Origin of the sequence: Nostoc sp. EspVER01 (genome assembly GCF_034530635.1) — a bacterium.
GTDB lineage: Bacteria > Cyanobacteriota > Cyanobacteriia > Cyanobacteriales > Nostocaceae > Nostoc.
In genome coordinates this window covers 33,800-52,855 of sequence record NZ_JAVRCS010000025.1, presented here as the reverse complement: position 1 = coordinate 52,855, position 19,056 = coordinate 33,800, and the positions used below count along the sequence as shown (strand labels likewise).

General features: G+C 43.4%; 18 protein-coding genes. 8 read left to right on the top strand and 10 right to left on the bottom strand.

All coding sequences use genetic code 11. The annotated features are described in order from the left end of the window. The first annotated feature begins 9 nt into the window (after nt 1-9). The gene (locus RMX69_RS20245; RefSeq protein WP_322638515.1) at nt 10-1,338 is read left to right on the top strand and encodes a hypothetical protein; all 1,329 of its coding nucleotides are present in this window, start codon (nt 10-12) and stop codon (nt 1,336-1,338) included. Nucleotides 1,339-1,468: 130 nt separating this feature from the next. On the opposite strand, the gene RMX69_RS20240 is transcribed toward RMX69_RS20245, so the two are convergent. From RMX69_RS20240 to surE, 4 genes are all read right to left on the bottom strand, one after another. Next, nucleotides 1,469-2,377, bottom strand: a complete 909-nt coding sequence (locus RMX69_RS20240; RefSeq protein ID WP_289799036.1) for an AAA family ATPase — start codon at nt 2,375-2,377, stop codon at nt 1,469-1,471. 276 nt (nt 2,378-2,653) lie between these two features. Continuing rightward, a complete protein-coding gene (locus RMX69_RS20235; RefSeq protein WP_322638514.1) occupies nt 2,654-3,727 on the bottom strand; it encodes a bifunctional riboflavin kinase/FAD synthetase in 1,074 nt (357 codons plus the stop codon). A 132-nt stretch (nt 3,728-3,859) separates the two neighbouring features. Beyond that, the gene (locus RMX69_RS20230; protein WP_289799034.1) at nt 3,860-4,756 is read right to left on the bottom strand and encodes an MBL fold metallo-hydrolase; all 897 of its coding nucleotides are present in this window, start codon (nt 4,754-4,756) and stop codon (nt 3,860-3,862) included. A gap of 276 nt (nt 4,757-5,032) precedes the next feature. Next, nucleotides 5,033-5,839 carry a 5'/3'-nucleotidase SurE gene (gene surE, locus RMX69_RS20225; protein ID WP_289800107.1) on the bottom strand — a complete coding sequence of 269 codons (807 nt, stop codon included), beginning with the start codon at nt 5,837-5,839 and terminating at the stop codon, nt 5,033-5,035. 464 nt (nt 5,840-6,303) lie between these two features. Between surE and pheS the strand changes: the two genes are divergently transcribed. The 4 genes from pheS (at nt 6,304) to RMX69_RS20205 (ending at nt 8,506) form a co-directional block, all read left to right on the top strand. Next, a complete protein-coding gene (gene pheS, locus RMX69_RS20220; protein ID WP_289799033.1) occupies nt 6,304-7,296 on the top strand; it encodes a phenylalanine--tRNA ligase subunit alpha in 993 nt (330 codons plus the stop codon). A 44-nt stretch (nt 7,297-7,340) separates the two neighbouring features. Beyond that, nucleotides 7,341-7,556 carry a hypothetical protein gene (locus tag RMX69_RS20215; protein ID WP_289799032.1) on the top strand — a complete coding sequence of 72 codons (216 nt, stop codon included), beginning with the start codon at nt 7,341-7,343 and terminating at the stop codon, nt 7,554-7,556. After that, the gene (locus RMX69_RS20210) at nt 7,553-7,837 is read left to right on the top strand and encodes a type II toxin-antitoxin system mRNA interferase toxin, RelE/StbE family (protein ID WP_322638513.1); all 285 of its coding nucleotides are present in this window, start codon (nt 7,553-7,555) and stop codon (nt 7,835-7,837) included. The genes RMX69_RS20215 and RMX69_RS20210 overlap by 4 nt, the downstream gene beginning before the upstream one ends. A gap of 63 nt (nt 7,838-7,900) precedes the next feature. Further along, nucleotides 7,901-8,506, top strand: a complete 606-nt coding sequence (locus tag RMX69_RS20205; RefSeq protein WP_322638512.1) for a Uma2 family endonuclease — start codon at nt 7,901-7,903, stop codon at nt 8,504-8,506. Nucleotides 8,507-8,553: 47 nt separating this feature from the next. Here RMX69_RS20205 and RMX69_RS20200 read toward each other — a convergent pair whose 3' ends face one another. Continuing rightward, on the bottom strand, nt 8,554-9,768 hold the full coding sequence (locus tag RMX69_RS20200; protein ID WP_322638511.1) for a chromate transporter: 1,215 nt from the start codon (nt 9,766-9,768) through the stop codon (nt 8,554-8,556). A gap of 139 nt (nt 9,769-9,907) precedes the next feature. Between RMX69_RS20200 and RMX69_RS20195 the strand changes: the two genes are divergently transcribed. After that, nucleotides 9,908-10,330: a fused DSP-PTPase phosphatase/NAD kinase-like protein gene (locus tag RMX69_RS20195; protein ID WP_322638510.1), complete on the top strand. Its 423-nt coding sequence runs from the start codon at nt 9,908-9,910 to the stop codon at nt 10,328-10,330. A 151-nt stretch (nt 10,331-10,481) separates the two neighbouring features. On the opposite strand, the gene RMX69_RS20190 is transcribed toward RMX69_RS20195, so the two are convergent. From RMX69_RS20190 to RMX69_RS20180, 3 genes are all read right to left on the bottom strand, one after another. Further along, entirely contained in the window at nt 10,482-10,784 is a 303-nt protein-coding gene (locus tag RMX69_RS20190) for a PadR family transcriptional regulator (RefSeq protein ID WP_069074159.1), read from the bottom strand. A 317-nt stretch (nt 10,785-11,101) separates the two neighbouring features. Next, on the bottom strand, nt 11,102-12,991 hold the full coding sequence (locus tag RMX69_RS20185; protein WP_322638509.1) for a S9 family peptidase: 1,890 nt from the start codon (nt 12,989-12,991) through the stop codon (nt 11,102-11,104). Nucleotides 12,992-13,506: 515 nt separating this feature from the next. Continuing rightward, nucleotides 13,507-14,952 (bottom strand): ATP-dependent DNA helicase RecQ, encoded by a 1,446-nt coding sequence (locus RMX69_RS20180; protein WP_322638507.1) that lies wholly within the window; start codon nt 14,950-14,952, stop codon nt 13,507-13,509. Between the two features lie 154 nt (nt 14,953-15,106). On the opposite strand from RMX69_RS20180, the gene RMX69_RS20175 reads away from it, so the two are divergent. Further along, nucleotides 15,107-15,544 carry a GNAT family N-acetyltransferase gene (locus tag RMX69_RS20175; RefSeq protein ID WP_322638506.1) on the top strand — a complete coding sequence of 146 codons (438 nt, stop codon included), beginning with the start codon at nt 15,107-15,109 and terminating at the stop codon, nt 15,542-15,544. Between the two features lie 218 nt (nt 15,545-15,762). Here RMX69_RS20175 and RMX69_RS20170 read toward each other — a convergent pair whose 3' ends face one another. Both RMX69_RS20170 and RMX69_RS20165 read right to left on the bottom strand, forming a co-directional pair. After that, entirely contained in the window at nt 15,763-15,990 is a 228-nt protein-coding gene (locus RMX69_RS20170; protein ID WP_289799024.1) for a type II toxin-antitoxin system RelE/ParE family toxin, read from the bottom strand. Beyond that, nucleotides 15,987-16,244, bottom strand: coding sequence for a type II toxin-antitoxin system ParD family antitoxin (locus RMX69_RS20165; protein WP_289799023.1), 258 nt, complete (start codon nt 16,242-16,244; stop codon nt 15,987-15,989). The genes RMX69_RS20170 and RMX69_RS20165 overlap by 4 nt, the downstream gene beginning before the upstream one ends. Before the next feature lie 265 nt (nt 16,245-16,509). On the opposite strand from RMX69_RS20165, the gene RMX69_RS20160 reads away from it, so the two are divergent. After that, on the top strand, nt 16,510-18,966 hold the full coding sequence (locus RMX69_RS20160; RefSeq protein WP_289799022.1) for a HEAT repeat domain-containing protein: 2,457 nt from the start codon (nt 16,510-16,512) through the stop codon (nt 18,964-18,966). Nucleotides 18,967-19,056: the final 90 nt, after the last annotated feature.

Below are 19,056 nucleotides of genomic sequence, written 5' to 3'. Positions count from 1 at the left end.
AAAAATTTCATGAATACCTCACCCCAGCAAGAACAGGAAGGTAATAAAACAGCTTCTGGGCGATCGCTATTGATGTTACTTGCCCAGTTCATACCTCTTTCCTTAACTGATGTGGCAATGACTCTGGGCGATCCGCTTCAGACCTCTGCACTTAGTCGCCTAGCCTTTCCCCAAGAGACATTAGCCGGAGTTGGGGTAGTCAAAGGAGTTGCCGTATTTCTAGAAAGCCCCATCATCATGATTCTTCATGCCTCAACCGCACTGGGAGGCCAAGCCAAATCTCGGCGCGCACTTTGGCAGTTTACGGTAATTGCGGGACTAGCTCTTAGTAGTATCTTTCTTTTGCTCACTTGGGAACCTTTGTATAACTGGTTACTGCTTGATGTCTTCGGCGTTAGCTCATCAATTGCCGCACGAGGAAGAACTGCTTTTATATTAATGTTCCTTTGGCCTTTCGTAATTGCTTGGCGGCGATTCTTTCAAGGGTTGCTGATCCGCGCTCACAAGAGCATAGCTGTAGGTTGGGCAAGTGTAGCGCGATTGACTTGGGTAATTGTGACGCTGGCAGTGGGAGTAAGCTTGAGGTTAGATGGAGGATTGCTAGCAGGTATTACCATGATGGGAGCAATACTTATTGAGGCAGTGCTGGTCACATGGTTTTGTTTGCGTCTTGGTGCTATTTCTATTCTTAACCAACAAGTACATTCTGAGACTAAAAAACTGCCTCAAACCTTTCAAGAAGTCACCTTTTACTATCTTCCTTTAGCCTCAACAATGCTTATTGTTTGGGGTGCAAGGGCAATACTCCTGAGTCTCATTGCGCGCTCATTCGATGGCAGCCTCGCACTTGCTGTATGGCCCGCTGCTTGGGGACTACTTCTTTCGATCGCTAACGGTACACGTATGATTCAACAAGTGGTAATTTCTACTTATGAAGAAACTTCTAGGCGAACACTTGTTGCTTTTGTGGCTCTTGTCGGTTTGGGTTTTACTGTAATACCAATTTTTCTTGGGTTTACAGACAAAGGATTATTACTACTTGGTCAGTTTTTGGGAAATAATTCATCTCTTGTGGAAGCAGCTCGTCCGGTAGTACAAATACTGTCATTTCTACCCCTGCTCTTAGCACTGCAAAATACGTTTCAAGGGCTACTTATTCACAAAGGCAAGAACTGGCTGATCAACTTGGCAACAGTAGTTGCTGCAACTTTTACTTTAGTAGTATGTGGCAGTCTGATTTTTACCAGACATAGCGGAGCTAATTCAGCAGCGTATGGAATGCTTGCGGGCGTTATTAGTGAAATAATCGTGCTTGTTTTTGCGCTTCAAAAGAAATAAATTGGCTCAATTTTTACTAGCGACTATGGCACTATTAACACTGAACAAAAAGCATGTTTAATCGCTAGCAAGAAATAGAGTTATCGCCATCTCGGATAGCTGTTTTTTAGCTCATCGAAGTCACCTTACCTTAAGGAATAGAAACCGATCGCAATAATCGCTCAACAACAGTTCTTGAATTGCGTCCTCCTCTAGCAATAAGGCGATGGCAAAGAACGTGAGGGACGAGAAACTTCACATCATCAGGAATCGCATAATCACGCCCTGATAGAAAAGCTAGGGCTTGGGCAGCTCGTTGCAATGCTAATGTGCCACGTGGACTGACGCCAAGGGCAATTTCCTCATCTTGGCGTGTTACCCGCACCAATTCGAGAATGTACTGTTGCAAGGAAGTTGCTACTTTTACTTGAGAACAGAGGTAACGCAATTCCTGTACTTCTGCCAAGGTAATACAAGGCTGCAAATCAGCAACCTTTATACCATTTTGAAGATTTTGCAGCATCAGGAGTTCTTCTGCCTCGGAAGGATAGCCTAAACTCAGCGACAACATAAACCGATCCATTTGCGCTTCCGGCAGGGGAAAAGTACCTTGATACTCGATAGGGTTTTGAGTGGCGATGACAAAGAAGGGTTGGGGAACTGGACGAGAGACACCATCGACTGTTACCTGGTGTTCTTCCATAACTTCCAGCAACGCTGACTGAGTGCGGGGCGTAGCACGATTGATTTCGTCAGCTAGTAACACATTGGTAAAGACTGGCCCAGGAAGAAAAGTAAATTCGCCGCTTTTAGGATTCCAGATGTTGGTGCCTGTGATATCTGTTGGCAGTAAATCGGGAGTGCATTGTAGCCGTTGAAATTTGCCATCCAGTGAACGAGCTAGAGATTTAGCGAGGAGGGTTTTACCAACACCAGGGACATCTTCTAGGAGGGCATGACCACCACCTAATAAGGCGACTAGCACTAAGCGTATTGCTTCAGCTTTGCCAACGATGGTAAGAGCTAGATTTTGTGTTAAAGCGTCGATTTTTTCTCTCATGCGTTGTAGGAGTGGGGAGTGTCTAATGGGGAGTTGGGAGTTAGGAGTTGGGAGTTAGGAGTTGGGAGTTAGGAGTTGGGAGTTAGGAGTTAGGAGTTATAATAATTCTTCCCTAATGCCCAATGCCCAATTTTCCTAAATACATTGTTCCCACTTAGAACTCCTAACTCTGCCAATTTTAGATTTTGAATTTTGAATTTTGGATTGAAATAAAAATCTAAAATCTAAAATCCAAAATTGAATGACTCCAAACTCCTAACTCTTAACTCCTAACTTTTAACTTTCCGCTCCAGCACTCAAAACTTCTCTAGCAACAACGCAGTCAAGTTGAATTTGTGTTTTCAGGGCTTCGAGAGAAGGAAATTTTTGTTCAGGGCGCAAAAATTTAACTAGCTGCACGACCAGTTTTTTGCCATACAAATCACCTGACCAATCGAATAAATGTACTTCCGCAGATGAATAAGTACCGTTTACAGTTGGACGATTACCGATATTCATGACACCCAAGTTCTCACTAGGAGCGGTATCTGTTGTTTCATCGAGAGTGAAAACGCGGACAGCGTATACTCCTTGGCGGGGTAAAAACTTTTCTTTTGGTAGTTGAAGATTAGCGGTGGGAAAGCCAATTGTTCTGCCCAATTGTTGACCTTGAACGACATCACCAAGGAGGGTGTAAGGGCGTCCTAGTAGTAGATTTGCGTTTTCGATATCTCCCTGCTCAAGGGTTTGGCGGATCAATGAAGTGCTAATGCGGGCATCCTGAGCCGGAGTAGTACTGACGCAACTACTTTGGGTGGGCGAATCACCTGTATAAGTTTGTAAAGGAACGATCGCAACAGGGATATTGTACTTGGCGGCGATTAATTGCAAATCTTTAGCAGTACCACTACGCTTTTCACCAAAGCAAAAATCCTGCCCGATGCTAATTCGTTGGCATCGCAGTTGTTGCACAAGAATTTTTTCGACGAATTCTTCGGGAGTCAAAGCAGATAATTCTTTGTCAAAGGGCAGTAGTACCAGCTGTTCTACCCCAAGCGATCGCAATTGTTGGACTTTTTCATCCAGTGGCGTTAACAAAGTCCGGGGTTGCCCTGTAAAGAACTCTTGTGGATGGGGGTCAAAGGTGACAACTGTTGAATAGGTATATTCTTGATTTGTCAGTTGATTTCCCTTTGAGTGCGGACTACTAGCTCCTGACAAGTGACCAGTGTGCAAGACTGGTTGAATTACCCTTTGATGACCAAGATGAACGCCATCAAACTTGCCAAGGGCAACAGCAGTCGGCGTTAGTAGCCCAACGCTAGAAAAAGCAACCCGCACAGAACACCCATTTTTAGACAAATTTAGCACGTGGATTCTGAGATTTTAGGTTTATTTTAGCTCTCAGCAGGAAGCTACCCTATGGTAAACCGCCTTCAGGAGCGCTGAAAGCCTCTGATCACCAATCTAATCTAAAATCTCCAATTCCTCTGATCGCAATCTTTAGGAAGACAACTTACTAACAGGAAAAGATTCTGATAAGGCAACTGAAGTCGGAACCTGAAGTACCAATCCTTCCCGTGCCATAATAGCACCAGGAAATTTTTCAGCAGCTTCTTTGCCGACACGATCCAAAAAGTCGTCATCGTGCGCCGGGTCGTGGTGGTAAATCACCAGAGTTTTGACGTTAGCAGCTTGTGCCACTTTTACCGCTTCTTGCCAGGTAGAATGTCCCCAGCCAATTTTTGGGGATTTTGGCGAGTGGTATTCCTCGTCTGTGTAGGTAGAATCGTAAATTAAGATGTCGGCATTACGAGCTAGCCACAACACATTGTCATCGAGTCGATCGGGAAAATGTTCGGTATCAGTGATGTAAGTAGCTGCACCACCACGCCAGTTGACGCGGTATCCGACAGCTTCACCTGGATGGTTTAAAGGTGCTGTTTCTACGGTAAGGTCATCGATATCGATTGGTTGCCCCGGTCGAACATCGTAGAAATTTAAATTGGCTTGCATAATTTGCAAGGGTACGGGGAAGTTCGGGTGCAACATTTGATCGTTGAGGCGCTGTTCTATGGTAGAACCATCAGGTGCGATCGCGCCGTAAATATGAAATTCATTCCCCTTCACAAACCCTGGTGTAAAGAAGGGAAAACCTTGCATGTGATCCCAGTGAGAGTGGGTAAAAAATATGTGAGCTTCTAACGGCATTTGGCGCAACAGAGATTGCCCCAAAACATGTAGTCCCGTGCCAGCATCGAAAACTAAGCGTTTATCGCCCGCTTGCATTGATATGCAAGGGGTATTACCGCCGTAACGAACAGTGTGTGGCCCTGGGCTGGGGATGCTACCGCGAACGCCCCAAAATTGTACGGTAAATTGATTCTCTATCCTAGACATGGGTGTTGCTTGCTGGACTGAGCGGGCGATAAATGAAGGAATTGTTACTTATTTTGTCTAAGTTTATGCTGTCTCAGCGATTTTGCTAGAGGGAGGATTTCTTGGTAAAACAGCATATCCTGTTTCTGGCTGATTGTGTAAATGTGAATGAAATACGTCAGTGAGAATTTTCCAGGCTTTGGGGTGAATGTGTATCGGTTATTTCAAGAGTGCCCCTACGTTATAGCCTACTTTTTCCGTGATGCATTTGAATAACCTCATTTTTTTCCTGATAAATCAAATGATTCCAGGAAAATTGAATTCCCACTCCGATAATTTCTCTAATCCAGTTGCGTAGGTAAGATTGTATTGTAACGGGGTAATACTGATGTAGTTTTTACGTACAACATGCACATCTAACGGTACATTTTGAGGCAGATTTGATCCGGTTGGGGGTTCTACATCCTCAATTACCTCTCCGGTTAACCAGTAGTACGTTTTTCCACGAGGATCGACTCGTTTATTAAACACATCAATGTAATGCCGTAGGCCTTGACGGGTGAGAGCAACTCCGGCAATTTCTTCCCATTTGACCGCAGGAATATTGACGTTGAGCAACATTAAATCTGGCAGTGGTTTTTGGGCTAGCTGGTCTACAAGAACTGTGGCAAACTTAGCAGCAGCTTGAAAGTCTTTAGATGTATGACTTATAAGACTCAGCGCTACACTGGGAATGCCTTCAATTAAACCTTCCATTGCCGCAGAAACAGTGCCAGAATACAAGATTTCAGTTCCCAAATTCGCACCTTGATTAATACCAGAGAGAACCAAATCCGGGGGAGTTTCCAGCAAAGCCCACAGCGCCAATTTGACGCAATCTGAAGGCGTACCATCGCAAGCCCAAGCTTTGATAGCAGGATGAAAAATCCCTTCAACAATTTCGGCCCGAATGGGTTGGTGTAAAGTTAACCCGTGTCCAGTTGCCGATCGCTCTCGATCTGGGCAAACTACACTCACATCATGACCGGCCTCTGCCAAGTAGTTGGCTAGGGTACGAATCCCTAGGGCAGAAATGCCATCATCGTTGCTAATTAGTAATTTCATAGTCATTGGTCACTTGTACTGAGTTTCGACTTCCTTCGACTGTGCTCAGGGCAAGCCGCTCAACTACCGCGTAGTCGTTGGCGTGGTAACAGAGCGTAGTCGAAGTGCAGCCTCTCCAAGAGTTGTATTACTCATTGATCATTAGTTATTAGTTATTTGTTATTAGCCATTTGTCAATGTCTGAGGTCACAACCAGCAAAAAAACATTTATCCTCACTAGACAGTGTGGCGGAATTTTGCTTACCTTTAAGACAAGTTGCTCAATTCCCAAGCTGGTTAAGTGAGATGTTAGCTGGATTTACGTGCCCGCTGTACTAGCCCAATCATCTTTAACTGATAAACAGAGGTTTGGTTTCAACCCTCACCTTTAGCTGATGTTAATGGTATTGCTGTAAGTTTATTTATCGACCAGTTCACAGCTTTTGACTATAGACTAATGACTAATGACCAATGACTAATAACTAATGACTAGCAATTTAGAAGCTCAACTTTTAGCACTGCGGCAAGAAGGAGAAAAAGCGATCGCAGCCGCCGACACCCTAGAACGTCTGGAAGAACTCAGAGTTAATTATCTGGGTAAAAAAGGGGAACTGGGGGCACTGTTGCGAAGTATGGGGCAGATGAGTGCAGAGGAACGGCCAAAAATTGGAGCGATCGCCAATACAGTCAAAGAATCCCTGCAAACTAGTCTAGACCAGCAACGTGCTGCCTTAGAAGCCGCGCAAATTCACCTCCAGCTAGAGGCGGAAACTCTGGATGTAACTATGCCCGGAATTTACAGCCCCCAAGGTCGCATTCATCCCCTCAACGGCATTATCGACCGGGCACTGGATATCTTTGTTGGTATGGGTTACACCGTGGCTCAAGGGCCAGAAATGGAAACAGATTATTATAATTTTGAGGCTCTTAATACCCCGCCTGACCACCCTGCGCGTGATATGCAGGATACCTTCTATCTGCCAGATGGTAATCTTTTACGTACTCATACCTCGTCAGTGCAAATTCGTTACATGGAAAGAGAAGAACCACCGATTCGGGTCGTGGCTCCAGGGCGAGTTTATCGGCGAGATAATGTAGACGCGACTCACTCGGCTGTTTTCCATCAAATAGAACTTTTAGCTATTGACGAAGGACTAACTTTTACAGACCTCAAGGGCACAATTAAAGTATTTTTACAAGCAATATTTGGCGATTTACCAATTCGCTTCCGCGCCAGTTATTTCCCATTTACTGAACCTTCCGCTGAAGTGGATTTGCAGTGGAATGGTCGCTGGCTGGAGGTAATGGGCTGCGGTATGGTCGATCCAAATGTACTTAAGTCTGTGGGTTATGATCCAGAAGTTTATACAGGGTTTGCTGCCGGTTTTGGTGTAGAACGCTTTGCAATGGTGTTGCATCAAATCGATGATATTCGTCGCTTGTATGCTAGCGATTTGCGATTTTTGCAGCAATTTTAGGCATACGTAATAGTTATGTACTGCAAGCAAGGTAACAATAAACAATGACTTCAGTTTCCAGGTTAGATCAAGTTCTAGAAAGCGTCGAAAACTTATCAGTAGATGAACAAGAAACATTAATTGATCTGGTAAGTCATCGGTTGGCAGAACGGCGGCGTTCTGAAATTGCTGCTAATATCGCTCAAGCACAAGTAGAATACCAGACGGGTAAAGTGTTCCGTGGAACTGTTACTCAAATAATGGATGAGTTAAGCAAGTGATAACTGTAGTTTTGGCATCATCGTTTAAACGAGCATTTAAGCGATTGGTACGACGACAGCCAGAATTACAAGAGCGGATTGGAGAGCGGTTAGCACTACTAACCGCCGATCCATTTGATCCATTGTTGCAGACTCATAAACTTAAAGGCAAACTGTCTGGAGCTTGGGCGTGTTCAGTGGACTATGATTGTCGCATTGTCTTTAACTTCGTGCAAAATATAGAATCTGGGGAAGAAGAAATTTTGCTAATTGATATCGGCACTCATAATGAAGTGTACTGAATTTTAGGTGCTGTTTTAGTATTTTCCTACTGACTAATTTTGGATTTAGGATCGAATAATTCAATGACTGCGATCACTGGTAAACTTCTAACGCTTGAGGAATATTTTAAGTATGACGATGGCACGGATAGCCAATATGAACTGATGGCAGGTGAGTTAGTTGCAATGCCACCTGAAAGCCCAAAAAATGTCCAGATATCTCTCTTTTTGCTGGTCAATTTCCTCAAGTTCGTCCCAGTTAATCGGTTAAGTAACAAAGTTGAAATTGTTGTTGCTGGTTCTCGTGCGACAACTCGCATTCCTGATTTAGTTGTGCTAACGGATGAACTTGCAACAATCTTAGAAGGTGCAACGCGATCCACAATCACTTTGGATATGCCTCCTCCAGCATTAGTTGTCGAAGTTGTTTCTCCTGGCAAAGCTAACGAAGATCGGGACTATCGCTACAAACGTTCCGAGTATGCCGCAAGGGGAATTACTGAATATTGGATTGTTGACCCTCAGATAAATGCAGCTACCGTACTGATATTAGTTAACGGGTTTTATGAAGAAACCAGATTTGCAGGAAACACTGCGATCGCTTCTACTATTTTCCCAGGTTTACACCGCACAGCAATTACTCCAAGCCGAAGAAAGGAATACACCCAGCAAGGAAAAGTAAAAAGTTAAAATTCACTCATCAAAAAAGGTTTATAACTACTTTTGTATAGCTATCTTCAGCCAAATAATATATGTGAAGCCAATCCAATCGCTCCTCCTGCTAGCACCAACCAAGCTGAATTTATTTTAAATCTAAACACAGCGATCGCACTCAAAATTGCCATGATAATTGTTAACCAATCTACCAGTGCGGCTTGTCCCAATGTGTAAGTGACTCCTGCCATTAATCCTAAAGAAGCCGCATTTACACCATCCAAAAATCCGCTTGCCCAAGGAGATTGACGCAACTTAGGAACCCAAGGATTAACCACCCACACCAGCACAAATGATGGTATAAAAATGCCGATTGTAGCAGCGATCGCTCCAGCATTTCCTGCTAGCAAATACCCAATAAATGTTGCGGTGGTGAAAACAGGCCCCGGTGTAAATTGTCCGATCGCTACGGCATCTAAAAGCTGTTGTGATGTCAACCACTGGTTGCGCTCGACTAAATCCCGTTGCAGAAATGCCAGCAATACATAGCCACTACCATAGAGAACACATCCAATTTTGAGAAAAAAGACAAAGACGTTAATCCAACTGACTGATGTCACTGTTGCTGTTGTACTCCCAACCTGCGCCAGCATACCTGAAATAGGTAACAAGAATGCTCCGCTTGTGTGTCCTCTGGCTTGCCAATTTTTTAGTAGCATCACAGCAATACCTAGCAAAATCAGCACTAAAATTTCATTCAATCCAGCTAGATACCCTATGATCGCAGCCACCCCGGCAATAATTGTCGGTACGTCTTTGGCTGCCTTTTTCCCCAAGTTCCACACAGCCTGAATCACAATCGCAATAATTACAGGTTTAATTCCATAGAGGAGCCATTCTACCTGGGGAACTGTTTGATAACGAGCATAAATGGCGGCTAATGCCCAAACAATCAACATCGCAGGTAGAATAAAGCAGCTACCCGCAACTACTAAACCACGCCATCCGGCTCGTTCGTAGCCAATGTGAATGGCTAATTCTGTTGAGTTGGGGCCTGGAATCAAATTCGTAATTCCCAGTAAATCTAGCAGTTTCTCCCGGCTCATCCACTGACGGCGATTCACCACTTCATTGTCCATCATGGCGATGTGGGCAGCAGGGCCACCAAAAGCGATCGCCCCCAACCGCAAAAACACCGCCGCCAGTTCTGTTAATCGCTGCTTTTGTTGTTTGGGAGTCAAAACTTTATAGGAAACCACTTCTTGCTCTTTTTGGATATCCTCAGCTTCTTGTGTCACTATGGTTTTCCTGATTAATGATGATGACAAAACTACAATATCGGATTTCGATAACGAAAAGCTATATACTTAGAAATAAATTTGTAATACTATGCCATTGACTAAAATACGGTAATAAAATAGAGATTACGGAGTATGTATGAGTGATGTCAAGAAAGTGAGCGATGAATTTTCAGCAGGTGGACAGCCAACCCCAGAGACACTAAAACAGCTTGCTGATGAAGGGTATAAGTCTGTGGTGAATCTGCGATCGCTTGATGAAACTGGGGTTTTAGCAGACGAACAGCAACAAGCAAAAGCCGTAGGTCTTGAATACGTCAATGTTCCACTCAAGTCAAATTCAGCCAACGACAACTTGACTGCAACAGTTCTCTCAGAACTAGAGGAATTGCCAACTCCTGTATATTTTCATTGTGGTGCCGGTGGACGAGCCAGTGCCTTAGCGCTCATTGCCTTTGCAACTCAACAAAAGCTGAATCGTGAACAGGTTTTAGCAAGAGCAAAAGAACTTGATATCAACCCAGATCAACCTCATCTCCAGAAGTTTTTAGAAAACCTCTAGTCAAATAATTTTGGATTTTAGATTTTAGATTTTAGATTGACCCCATACTTTCTTCGGAAGTTGAGTCAAGAATCTGAGATTTGAGCTAAAACGGGCATTTAATCCAAAATCCTAAATTTAAAATCTAAAATTCGGTGAAGGGATGATTTTACTACTCCTCGAACAATTCGCCAAATAATTCCCGTACCTTTTCTTTAGCATCCTCTAGGGTCATTTTTCCTAAATCGGTAGCTCGATAGAGTCGTCGGCTTTGCCGCCCCGATCTCTCCTCAACGGAATATAGATATCCCTTGCGCTCCATATCATGCAACATTGGATAGAGTGTTCCGGCACTGAGTTTATAGCCGTGACGTGCCAGTTCTTCAATAATACCTAGCCCAAAAATTTGCTCCTGAACTGCATGATGCAGAATGTGAAGCCGAATCAAGCTTGAGTAGAACTCTCTTCCATCCATTGAGCAAGGCTTTTACGACACTTAGAATTTCATTTTCGCTTATCGCGCTGGGCATTGTGGGATTTTTTTATCGAGGATGTTGGAGGCAGATAGCGCAGCGTTAGCGAGTCCGCGAGCGTCGGGCAGTCAAGAGTAGAGGATAACTGCCCGACGCTCCTCTCCTGAGCTACCGCTGCGCTATCTGTAACAGCCCGCGACTATAGGAAGCAAGGGTTTAAGACAAGAACTCCAAAAATTCTAGTTTTGTGGCTCTTTTTCAGGAGGAGTTTGAATCCCCAACTGAGGTAAAACCTTCTGCCTCCTGCCTCCTGCCTTCTTCAATTAACTATTCCTGAATGACCGGGTATATCTGCCAAAGGTTCAAATCTGCCGCCTAAATATTTGGCGAGAAACTCTTCTGTGATCGCAAAGAAGTGCAACCGATTTTCTGGTCTGGCAAAACCATGTCCTTCATCTGTATAAAGCGCATATTTCACTGGTAAACCAGCTTGCTGCATTGCGTTGACAATTTGATCACTTTCTGATTGTTTCACTCGCGGATCATTTGCACCTTGACCGATGAGTAAAGGTTTTTGAATTCGGTCAGCGAAAAATAAAGGCGATCGCGATTTCAAAAACTCCTCTTCTATCTCCAAGTTACCGACACGATGGTAAAGCATTGCCTTCAATGGTTCCCAATAAGGCGGTATAGTTCCTATCAGCGTAATTAGGTTACTCGGCCCGACAATATCCACACCAGCGGCAAAAACTTCTGGTGTAAAAGTTAACCCCACTAGGGTGGCATAACCGCCATAAGAGCCGCCCATAATCGCAATCTTTTGCGGGTCAGAAATACCTTGTTCCACTAGCCAGTTAACAGCATCAATTAAATCGTCGTGCATTTTAGCAGCCCATTCCCGATTTCCAGCATTCAAAAATGCTTTGCCGTAGCCAGTGGAACCACGAAAGTTTACTTGCAGAACAGCGTAACCCCGGTTAGCTAACCATTGCGCTTCCGGATCTAAACCCCAGGTATCCCGCATCCAAGGACCGCCGTGAACCAGGAGTATTGTTGGTAGATTCTGGCTAAGTATTCCCACAGGGGTTGTGAGGTAAGCGTGGATAGTTAAACCATCCCGTGCCTCGTAGGAAATCGGTTGCATTGATGCTAACTGCAAACCTTCGAGTTTGGGTTTGTTGCTAAAGAGGAAAGTGCTAGTTTTCGATTCTCGGTTATAGGCATAGTAATAAACTGGACCATCGTCTGTGTTGTAAGCTAATAGCCAGTTTTTATCTTCCAAATCGCGGCTAATTAAAGAAAACTCCCCAGAACGTACCTTGGCAATTTCTTCAAAATCAGCGGCGATACTTTCGTCAATTACCTGCCATTCCTGTTTGTCTTTGTAGAAAGAAACTGCTTGGATAACTCGTGTTACAGGCTGAATGACTATCCCCATAACATCATACTGCTCATCTTGGGCGATCGCTGTTTCTTCACGGGTATCTAAGTCAACAGCTAGCAGACGTTGGGCGTTAGCATCATGACTGCCTTCAATATAAAGTGTTTTGCCATCAGCCGAGAAGCTAACAGAATTCCCTTGTTCTTCTAGTCCCCAGTGACGGAGAACATCCCACTCTTTATCCGTGGTTTCCCGTAATAACAAATCGTAACCACCATCAGGAGTACTAGCTATTGCTGCACGGATTTGAAACTCAGCATCAGATGTCCAACTGATAATGTTACCGGGGTTATCGGTGTCGAACTCAACCGCACCATTTTTTAGATTGATGCGATAAACGTCAAACTTTTGGGGATTGTTCAAGTTCAACGCTACGAGTGCTTGATCTGGAAATTTAGGTTCCAGTTCCACAAGTTCGGCTTTTACACCTTGGAATGGCGTTAAGTCACGCACAATCTTGGAGTGGATATTAACCAAGTGGAGATGAAAGTTCTCGTCACCATCCGAGTCTTGCATATAAATCAACTGGTCGGCGTTATAAGTCCAGAAGAAAATGCGGATACCGCGCTTTTTGTCAGCAGTTAGTATTTGGTCATCTTCTTGTCCTATAGTTCGCAACCATACCTGTAAGACATTTTTCTCATCAGGGGCGATATATGCCAAGTACTTACCATCAGGCGAGAGTTGTGGGCTAGTTTTTTCGGGATTCCCAAACAGAATTTCGCGCGGAATCAACGGTGCTAGAGAGGGCGCTTGAGCAGATGACATATTTTTATCCTCTACTTGATTACCCTATTGTCACTTGGTGGTGAAAATGACAATTCATCCTATTGGATGAACCTAGCTGGAGAATATGTAGCAGAGCAAGGCAAAGAAAAAAGTTTTAACTTACTCCCTGTCCCGCTATAAAATTATTTATCTTTTCTTTTGCATCTTTCTCTAACAAGACGCTGCGCGATCGCAGTTATTAAAAAAATCCACGTATTCTAGCGGGAACACCTGACGGCGAACAAGCAGCAAAGGAGTAATACTCGTAAATGAGTCTTTTATATTCGGCGATGAGTCTTTGATACTCGTGAATGAGTCTTTGATACTCGTGAATGAGTCTTTTATACTCGGCGACGAGTCTTTGATACTCGGCGATGAGTCTTTAATACTCGGCGATGAGTCTTTTATACTCGTGAATGAGTCTTTGATACTCGACGACGAGTCTTTGATACTCGGCGATGAGTCTTTGATACTCGGCGACGAGTCTTTGATACTCGGCGATGAGTCTTTGATACTCATTGACGGCAATTGTCGCAATGTCCGCAACGCAGGTTAGCTGCTTCTTTGTCAAAACCAAAGGCATTTAACAAAAACTGCCAACGACACTGCTTAGTTGTTAGGTATTGCTGCATCTGTTTAACAGCGTGTAATTGCGTCGGTGGCTGATTTCCGGCTTTTTGCCCAATACTGTAATGGAAAGGATCAAGCCAGTTTAGCTGACCGTTGCTATGGAGTAAAGCTAGCGCCGTTGCACCTTCGGGAAATTGTCGAGTTACAGCATTCACTTCTCCCTGTTTTGGTAATTTTTTCACAAGTTGCTGCGCTATTTGTTGTTGCGATCGCATTTGTTCGTGAAAAAAATCCTGTCTTTGCTTATCCCCTGAATCTAACCACCCCGTAGGTTCACTTACCAATGTCAACGCTTCGGCGGGTTTCCCATCCCTTCCAGCGCGGCCAATTTCTTGCACATATTCAGATAGCAGATGCGGCGCGTGAAAATGTGCCACCCAGCGAACATCACTTTTATTTATCCCCATACCAAACGCACAGGTACATACAACAAAGGGGATTTTGCCACTTAACCAGCTTGCTTCTACTTCACGGCGTTCTGTTGCACCCAATCCCGCATGATAGCTAGCTGTAGCGTAACCCATCTCTGCTAACCATTGGGCTAAATCTTCACTATCTCTCCGAGTGCGAACATAAACCAATCCCGATTGTTGCGGTCTATTTTGAATAAACTTTAATAATTGTTGTTTTCTACCTCGTGGTGTCCAAGCGATGCGAACGCTGGGATGCAAGTTCGGACGGTAAGGATTCAAGCGGAAAATCTCTGGTTGCTGTAATTGTAAAACTGTTTGAATAATTTTTTGGGCTGAGGGGTCAGCAGTAGCAGTAAAAGCGGCGATACTGATTTTTGTTCCTGGTGGTTTTGATTTGAGCAATGCCGGACGCACCGCCCCTAATCTGCGATAAGCTGGACGAAAAGTATCACCCCACTGCACTAAACAATGAGCTTCATCTAAAATCAAACCATTAACTTGCAATTGCGGCTGGCATAATCTTTCCCACACTGGGACGCTTAGCAAAGTTTCGGGCGATAAATAAAGTAATCTTAGCTGTTGACGTTCTAAAGCTTGCAGAGTTGCACGGCGTTGAGATGAAGATAATTCACTATGTAAAAGTGCTGCTTTTTGGTGACTTTGTAGTAATTCCTGAACTTGGTTTTCCATCAACGCCACCAAAGGCGAAACTACCAAAGTTAATCCTGTTTGTAACAGTGCAGGAAGTTGAAAACAAATCGACTTACCGCCACCTGTGGGCATAATAATCAGCGCATCTTTCTGTGCCAATAAACTGCTGACAATTTCTCCCTGTGGTGGACGGAAATCTTCATAACCCCAGATTTGTTGAAAAGCAGCGCGGACTTGTTGCCAAGATTTTGTTGTAGGCTGATTCATAATCAATAACTATATGCACCCATATCTTTGAATGCTGAATATAGCCTCTCTTATGCAGCTAATGGTTCAGTAATTTCATCATTTGACACTATAAACCACTGACCCCAAGAATGAATTATAATTTTCCAACCTATTAAATAAAAGATATAGCGAGATGAATGAAGAATTAAAACATCGATTTTACATCAACACCGATAAATCTAAATTAGATATTCAAATGATTCATGATTTTTTACAAACTTCCTATTGGGCTGAAAATATTCCGTTAGCCACGGTGGAAAAGTCAATAAGCAATTCCTTATGTTTTGGACTTTATGAAGATAATCAACAAGTTGGCTTTGCACGAGTCATCACTGATTATGCAACTTCTGCGTTATTAAAAGATGTTTTTATTTTAGAGCCTTATCGAGGACAGGGTTTAGGAAAATGGTTTGTAGAATACATTTTAGAATATCCAGAATTGCAAGACGTTCAAAGGTGGTTGTTAGGCACAAAAGATGCTCATGGACTGTATCGCCGTTATGGATTTAAAAATTTGACAGAGCCAGAGAAAATCATGATGCGTTTAAATCCCAATGCTAACCAAGCTTGAGCAAAGCGGGGGTAAATAAGTGCGTAGGCGTAGTCCGCACTTCGGCTGCGCCCTTCTCTACGAGAGGCTGCACTTCGACTACGCTCAGTGACCACGCCAACGGCTACGCTCAGGACAGGCTCAGTGACCATCGTAGACATCGCTAATAATTATCAATCTACGAACAAAGACTCTAAATCTTGATAACCACTGGCAACACGAGTAATACTAATTCCGTCTTACCTTGGATAGTAAAATATAATGTAATCATTCACAACAAAACTGCGCAGATTTGGTAAAAGCCTTCCATAGCTTTTTCCCATATTAGGGAAACTCGCTACTAATTTACATTTTGAGCGAATGTCATCAAAAAGCTTACTGGCTGCTTTTGGGTTACTCCGAGCAATATATTCACAAATTTCATCTAAATCTTGAATTGCTGCATCTGAAAATGAATAATTACTCATTCATAGGACTCCTCAGAAATTAGACGAATTTTTTCTTGTAATCTGGCAAATACAACTTCGCCGTCAGTTACTTGTCCCTGAGCAATTTGTTCAGTTCCTACAGAAATTTTTTGCCGTAATTCTTCAAGTCGCTGCTCTCTTTCTTGTAACAGTTTAAAGGCTTCATTGATGACATCATCTGCATTAGTAAATCTACCACTTGCAACCTGTGCCTGAATAAATTGCTCTAGTTCTGGTTTAATTTGGATGTACATATTTTTTAGCTTTATAGAATTAATATTTTTATCTAGATTCTAACAGCATTGACAGAACGAGAGAAAATCATGCTAACCAAGCTTGAGTAAAGCGGGGGCAAAGCAGTGCGACGCCGAATAGCCCGCACTTCTCTACGAGACGCTGCGCGAACGACAAGCTCAGTGACCATCGTAGACATCGCTAACCCACATTGACACTTAGATTACAATCTTAGGTATAGTTTCTCTGACTGGAGTTGTTCATCGGGTGATTCAATCCGATTCAATGACAAAGCATACCAGACAAGTATTACTTAGTGCGCTCAAGGTGGTTGTCTTATGCCTGACACTGTTCCTACTATGCACAAGCAATAGTTGGGCGCAAATCACTACTGACAGCAAAATTGCTCCCCTGATTGAGAAGCTGATAGATAACGATGCCCATATCAGAAGCCTTGCAGCAGACGCATTAGTTAATATCGGTTCGCCAGCAGTGCCGTCTCTGATTGAGGCTTTGAAAAATCAGGATATTAATCTTCGCTGGCACGCCGCTTCAGTTCTAGGAGATTTGGGTGCAGAAGCAGCACCAGCAGTCCCAGCCTTAAGTGCGGCATTGCAGGATGAGGATGGACAAGTCCGCTTGTACGCCACCTTAGCTTTAGGAAATATTGGTACAGCAGCCAAAGCAGCAGTTCCATCGTTGATGGCGGCATTACAAGACAAGGAGCAATTCGTTCGCATTTATGTTCCTTCTGCACTCAGAAAAATTGGTGTAGAAGCGAAAGTAGCTGTCCCAGTATTAACTGCTGCCTTAAAAGATAAAAACCCCACTGTACGTTACAATTCTGCCTATGCTTTGGGTGCAATGGGTACAGAAGCAGTATCGGCTGTCCCGAATTTAATTGCGCTGTTGAATGATAGCCAGTTTTACGTGCGTTTAGGTGCTATCAAAGGTTTAGGAGGAATAGCAGCAGGCTTTCAGGACAAGGCAAATGCTTTACCTACCTCCAAGTTGCAGAAAGTCATCTCAGACTTTGAAGAGGTATTGGCAACTATACAAAAATACAAAGATAAATTCACTGAGACGGACATTAAGCTGATACGTCGCCCTCTCAATGCCCTGAAAGCAGAAAAAGAAACTCGCCTCTTTGATAGAGTTCTGGAATCGCTATTTAAGCATAAATTACTTTTGGGAATTGCCGCCTACGTTATCTTATTGCCTTCTATTTGGTTAATTCTCTTGCGGGTAGCCCCTTTATGGTTGTTGAAAATTAACAACGCCCTCAAACCCTACACAGATTTTTCTCTCCCATTTATCAGCGTTAATGTACCTCTGCGATATGTGCTATTTGTTGGCTGGTTTCATTACCATCCCAGAGTATTAGATGCGTGGGTAGCTAAATATATCAAAGCAGCCCGCGAACAATTTCCCAAAAAGGATACAGTTAGCAGTCGCGCCTGTTACATTCCCATTCCCGTTGTTCTGGATGGTACAACAGTTCCCCAACTGATGAATGAGAATTTGCGCTCAACTTTTGAGAAACAACGTAGCTGTCTAGTAATTGGTGGGGAAGGGGGTGTAGGTAAAACCAGTTTAGCGTGTCGAATCGCTGGATGGGCAATGGCTGAGACTGAAGACCAACAACTCTGCAAACATTTGATGTTACCTGTGCTTTTAGAAGAAGAATTTCGGGTAAGTGAAGGTAAGTCGCCGCTTTTAGAAGCTATCAGAGGACAGTTGCAAGCTTTAATTGATGAACCAGAGCCGATTTGTCAAGAATTACTGTTACGTTTGTTAAGAAAGAAACGCATTCTAGTGATTGTAGACCGATTCTCAGAAATGAATGCGACTACACGAGAAGCAATTGAGCCGGAGTCGCCAGAGTTTCCGGTGAATGCGTTGGTGATTACTTCCCGAATTGAGGAAAAGCTGGGGCGGGTTAATAAGACGATAATTAAACCTCTGCGGATTGAGGCGAATAAACTATCGTCCTTTATGGAAGCTTATCTCATGCAGCGAGGTAAACGCGATCGCTTTACTGACCAGGAATTTTTTGACGCTTGTAATCGTCTTTCTCTGATGGTCGGTCAAAATAATATCACTGTTTTGCTGGCGAAACTTTATGCTGAACAGTTAATCGCCAGTAAAGACGTTACATCGAATATTTCTGCGTTACCAGAGAATATTCCTAATTTGATGCTGGGTTATATCAACGAACTCAATCGTGATGTTACAGACAATCAATTTGATGACCGCACTGTTCATCAAATTGCCAAAACCATTGCCTGGGAATGCTTGCAGCAAAGTTATCAACCAGGAACAGCCAAGCGTGCCGATGCGGTTGCTGCATTAGCAAATTTGGGTATTGATGACCCCGAAGCACACCTCAATTATCTGGAAAAACGTTTGCACCTGATTCAAACTATCGGTTCTGCCAAAGATAGAATCCGTTTCTGTCTTGACCCTTTAGCTGAGTATCTTGCAGGTTGGTATTTAATAGAATTGTATGGCAATAACGATAGCAAATGGCGATCGCATTTTTTCAAAAAGGCAGATGATTTAGTTAAAACAGGCGCACCAGATGCCATCAAAGGCTTGTTATTGGCAGTGCGAGATTGCTACTTATCTGAGGTTCAAGGTAGCAAAGAAACGGATTTTGTACCCCAGAAGTCGGGTAAACTGGCTGGGTTTACACCTTCAGTCAATACACCAGCTACTACTGTGCAAATACGAATACCATAAATGACATTTTTTAATTTCTTAAAATTTCTCTGCATCCATTATCAGCCTTAATAATAAATCTTAAATTGCAGACTTTCGATGATTATAATC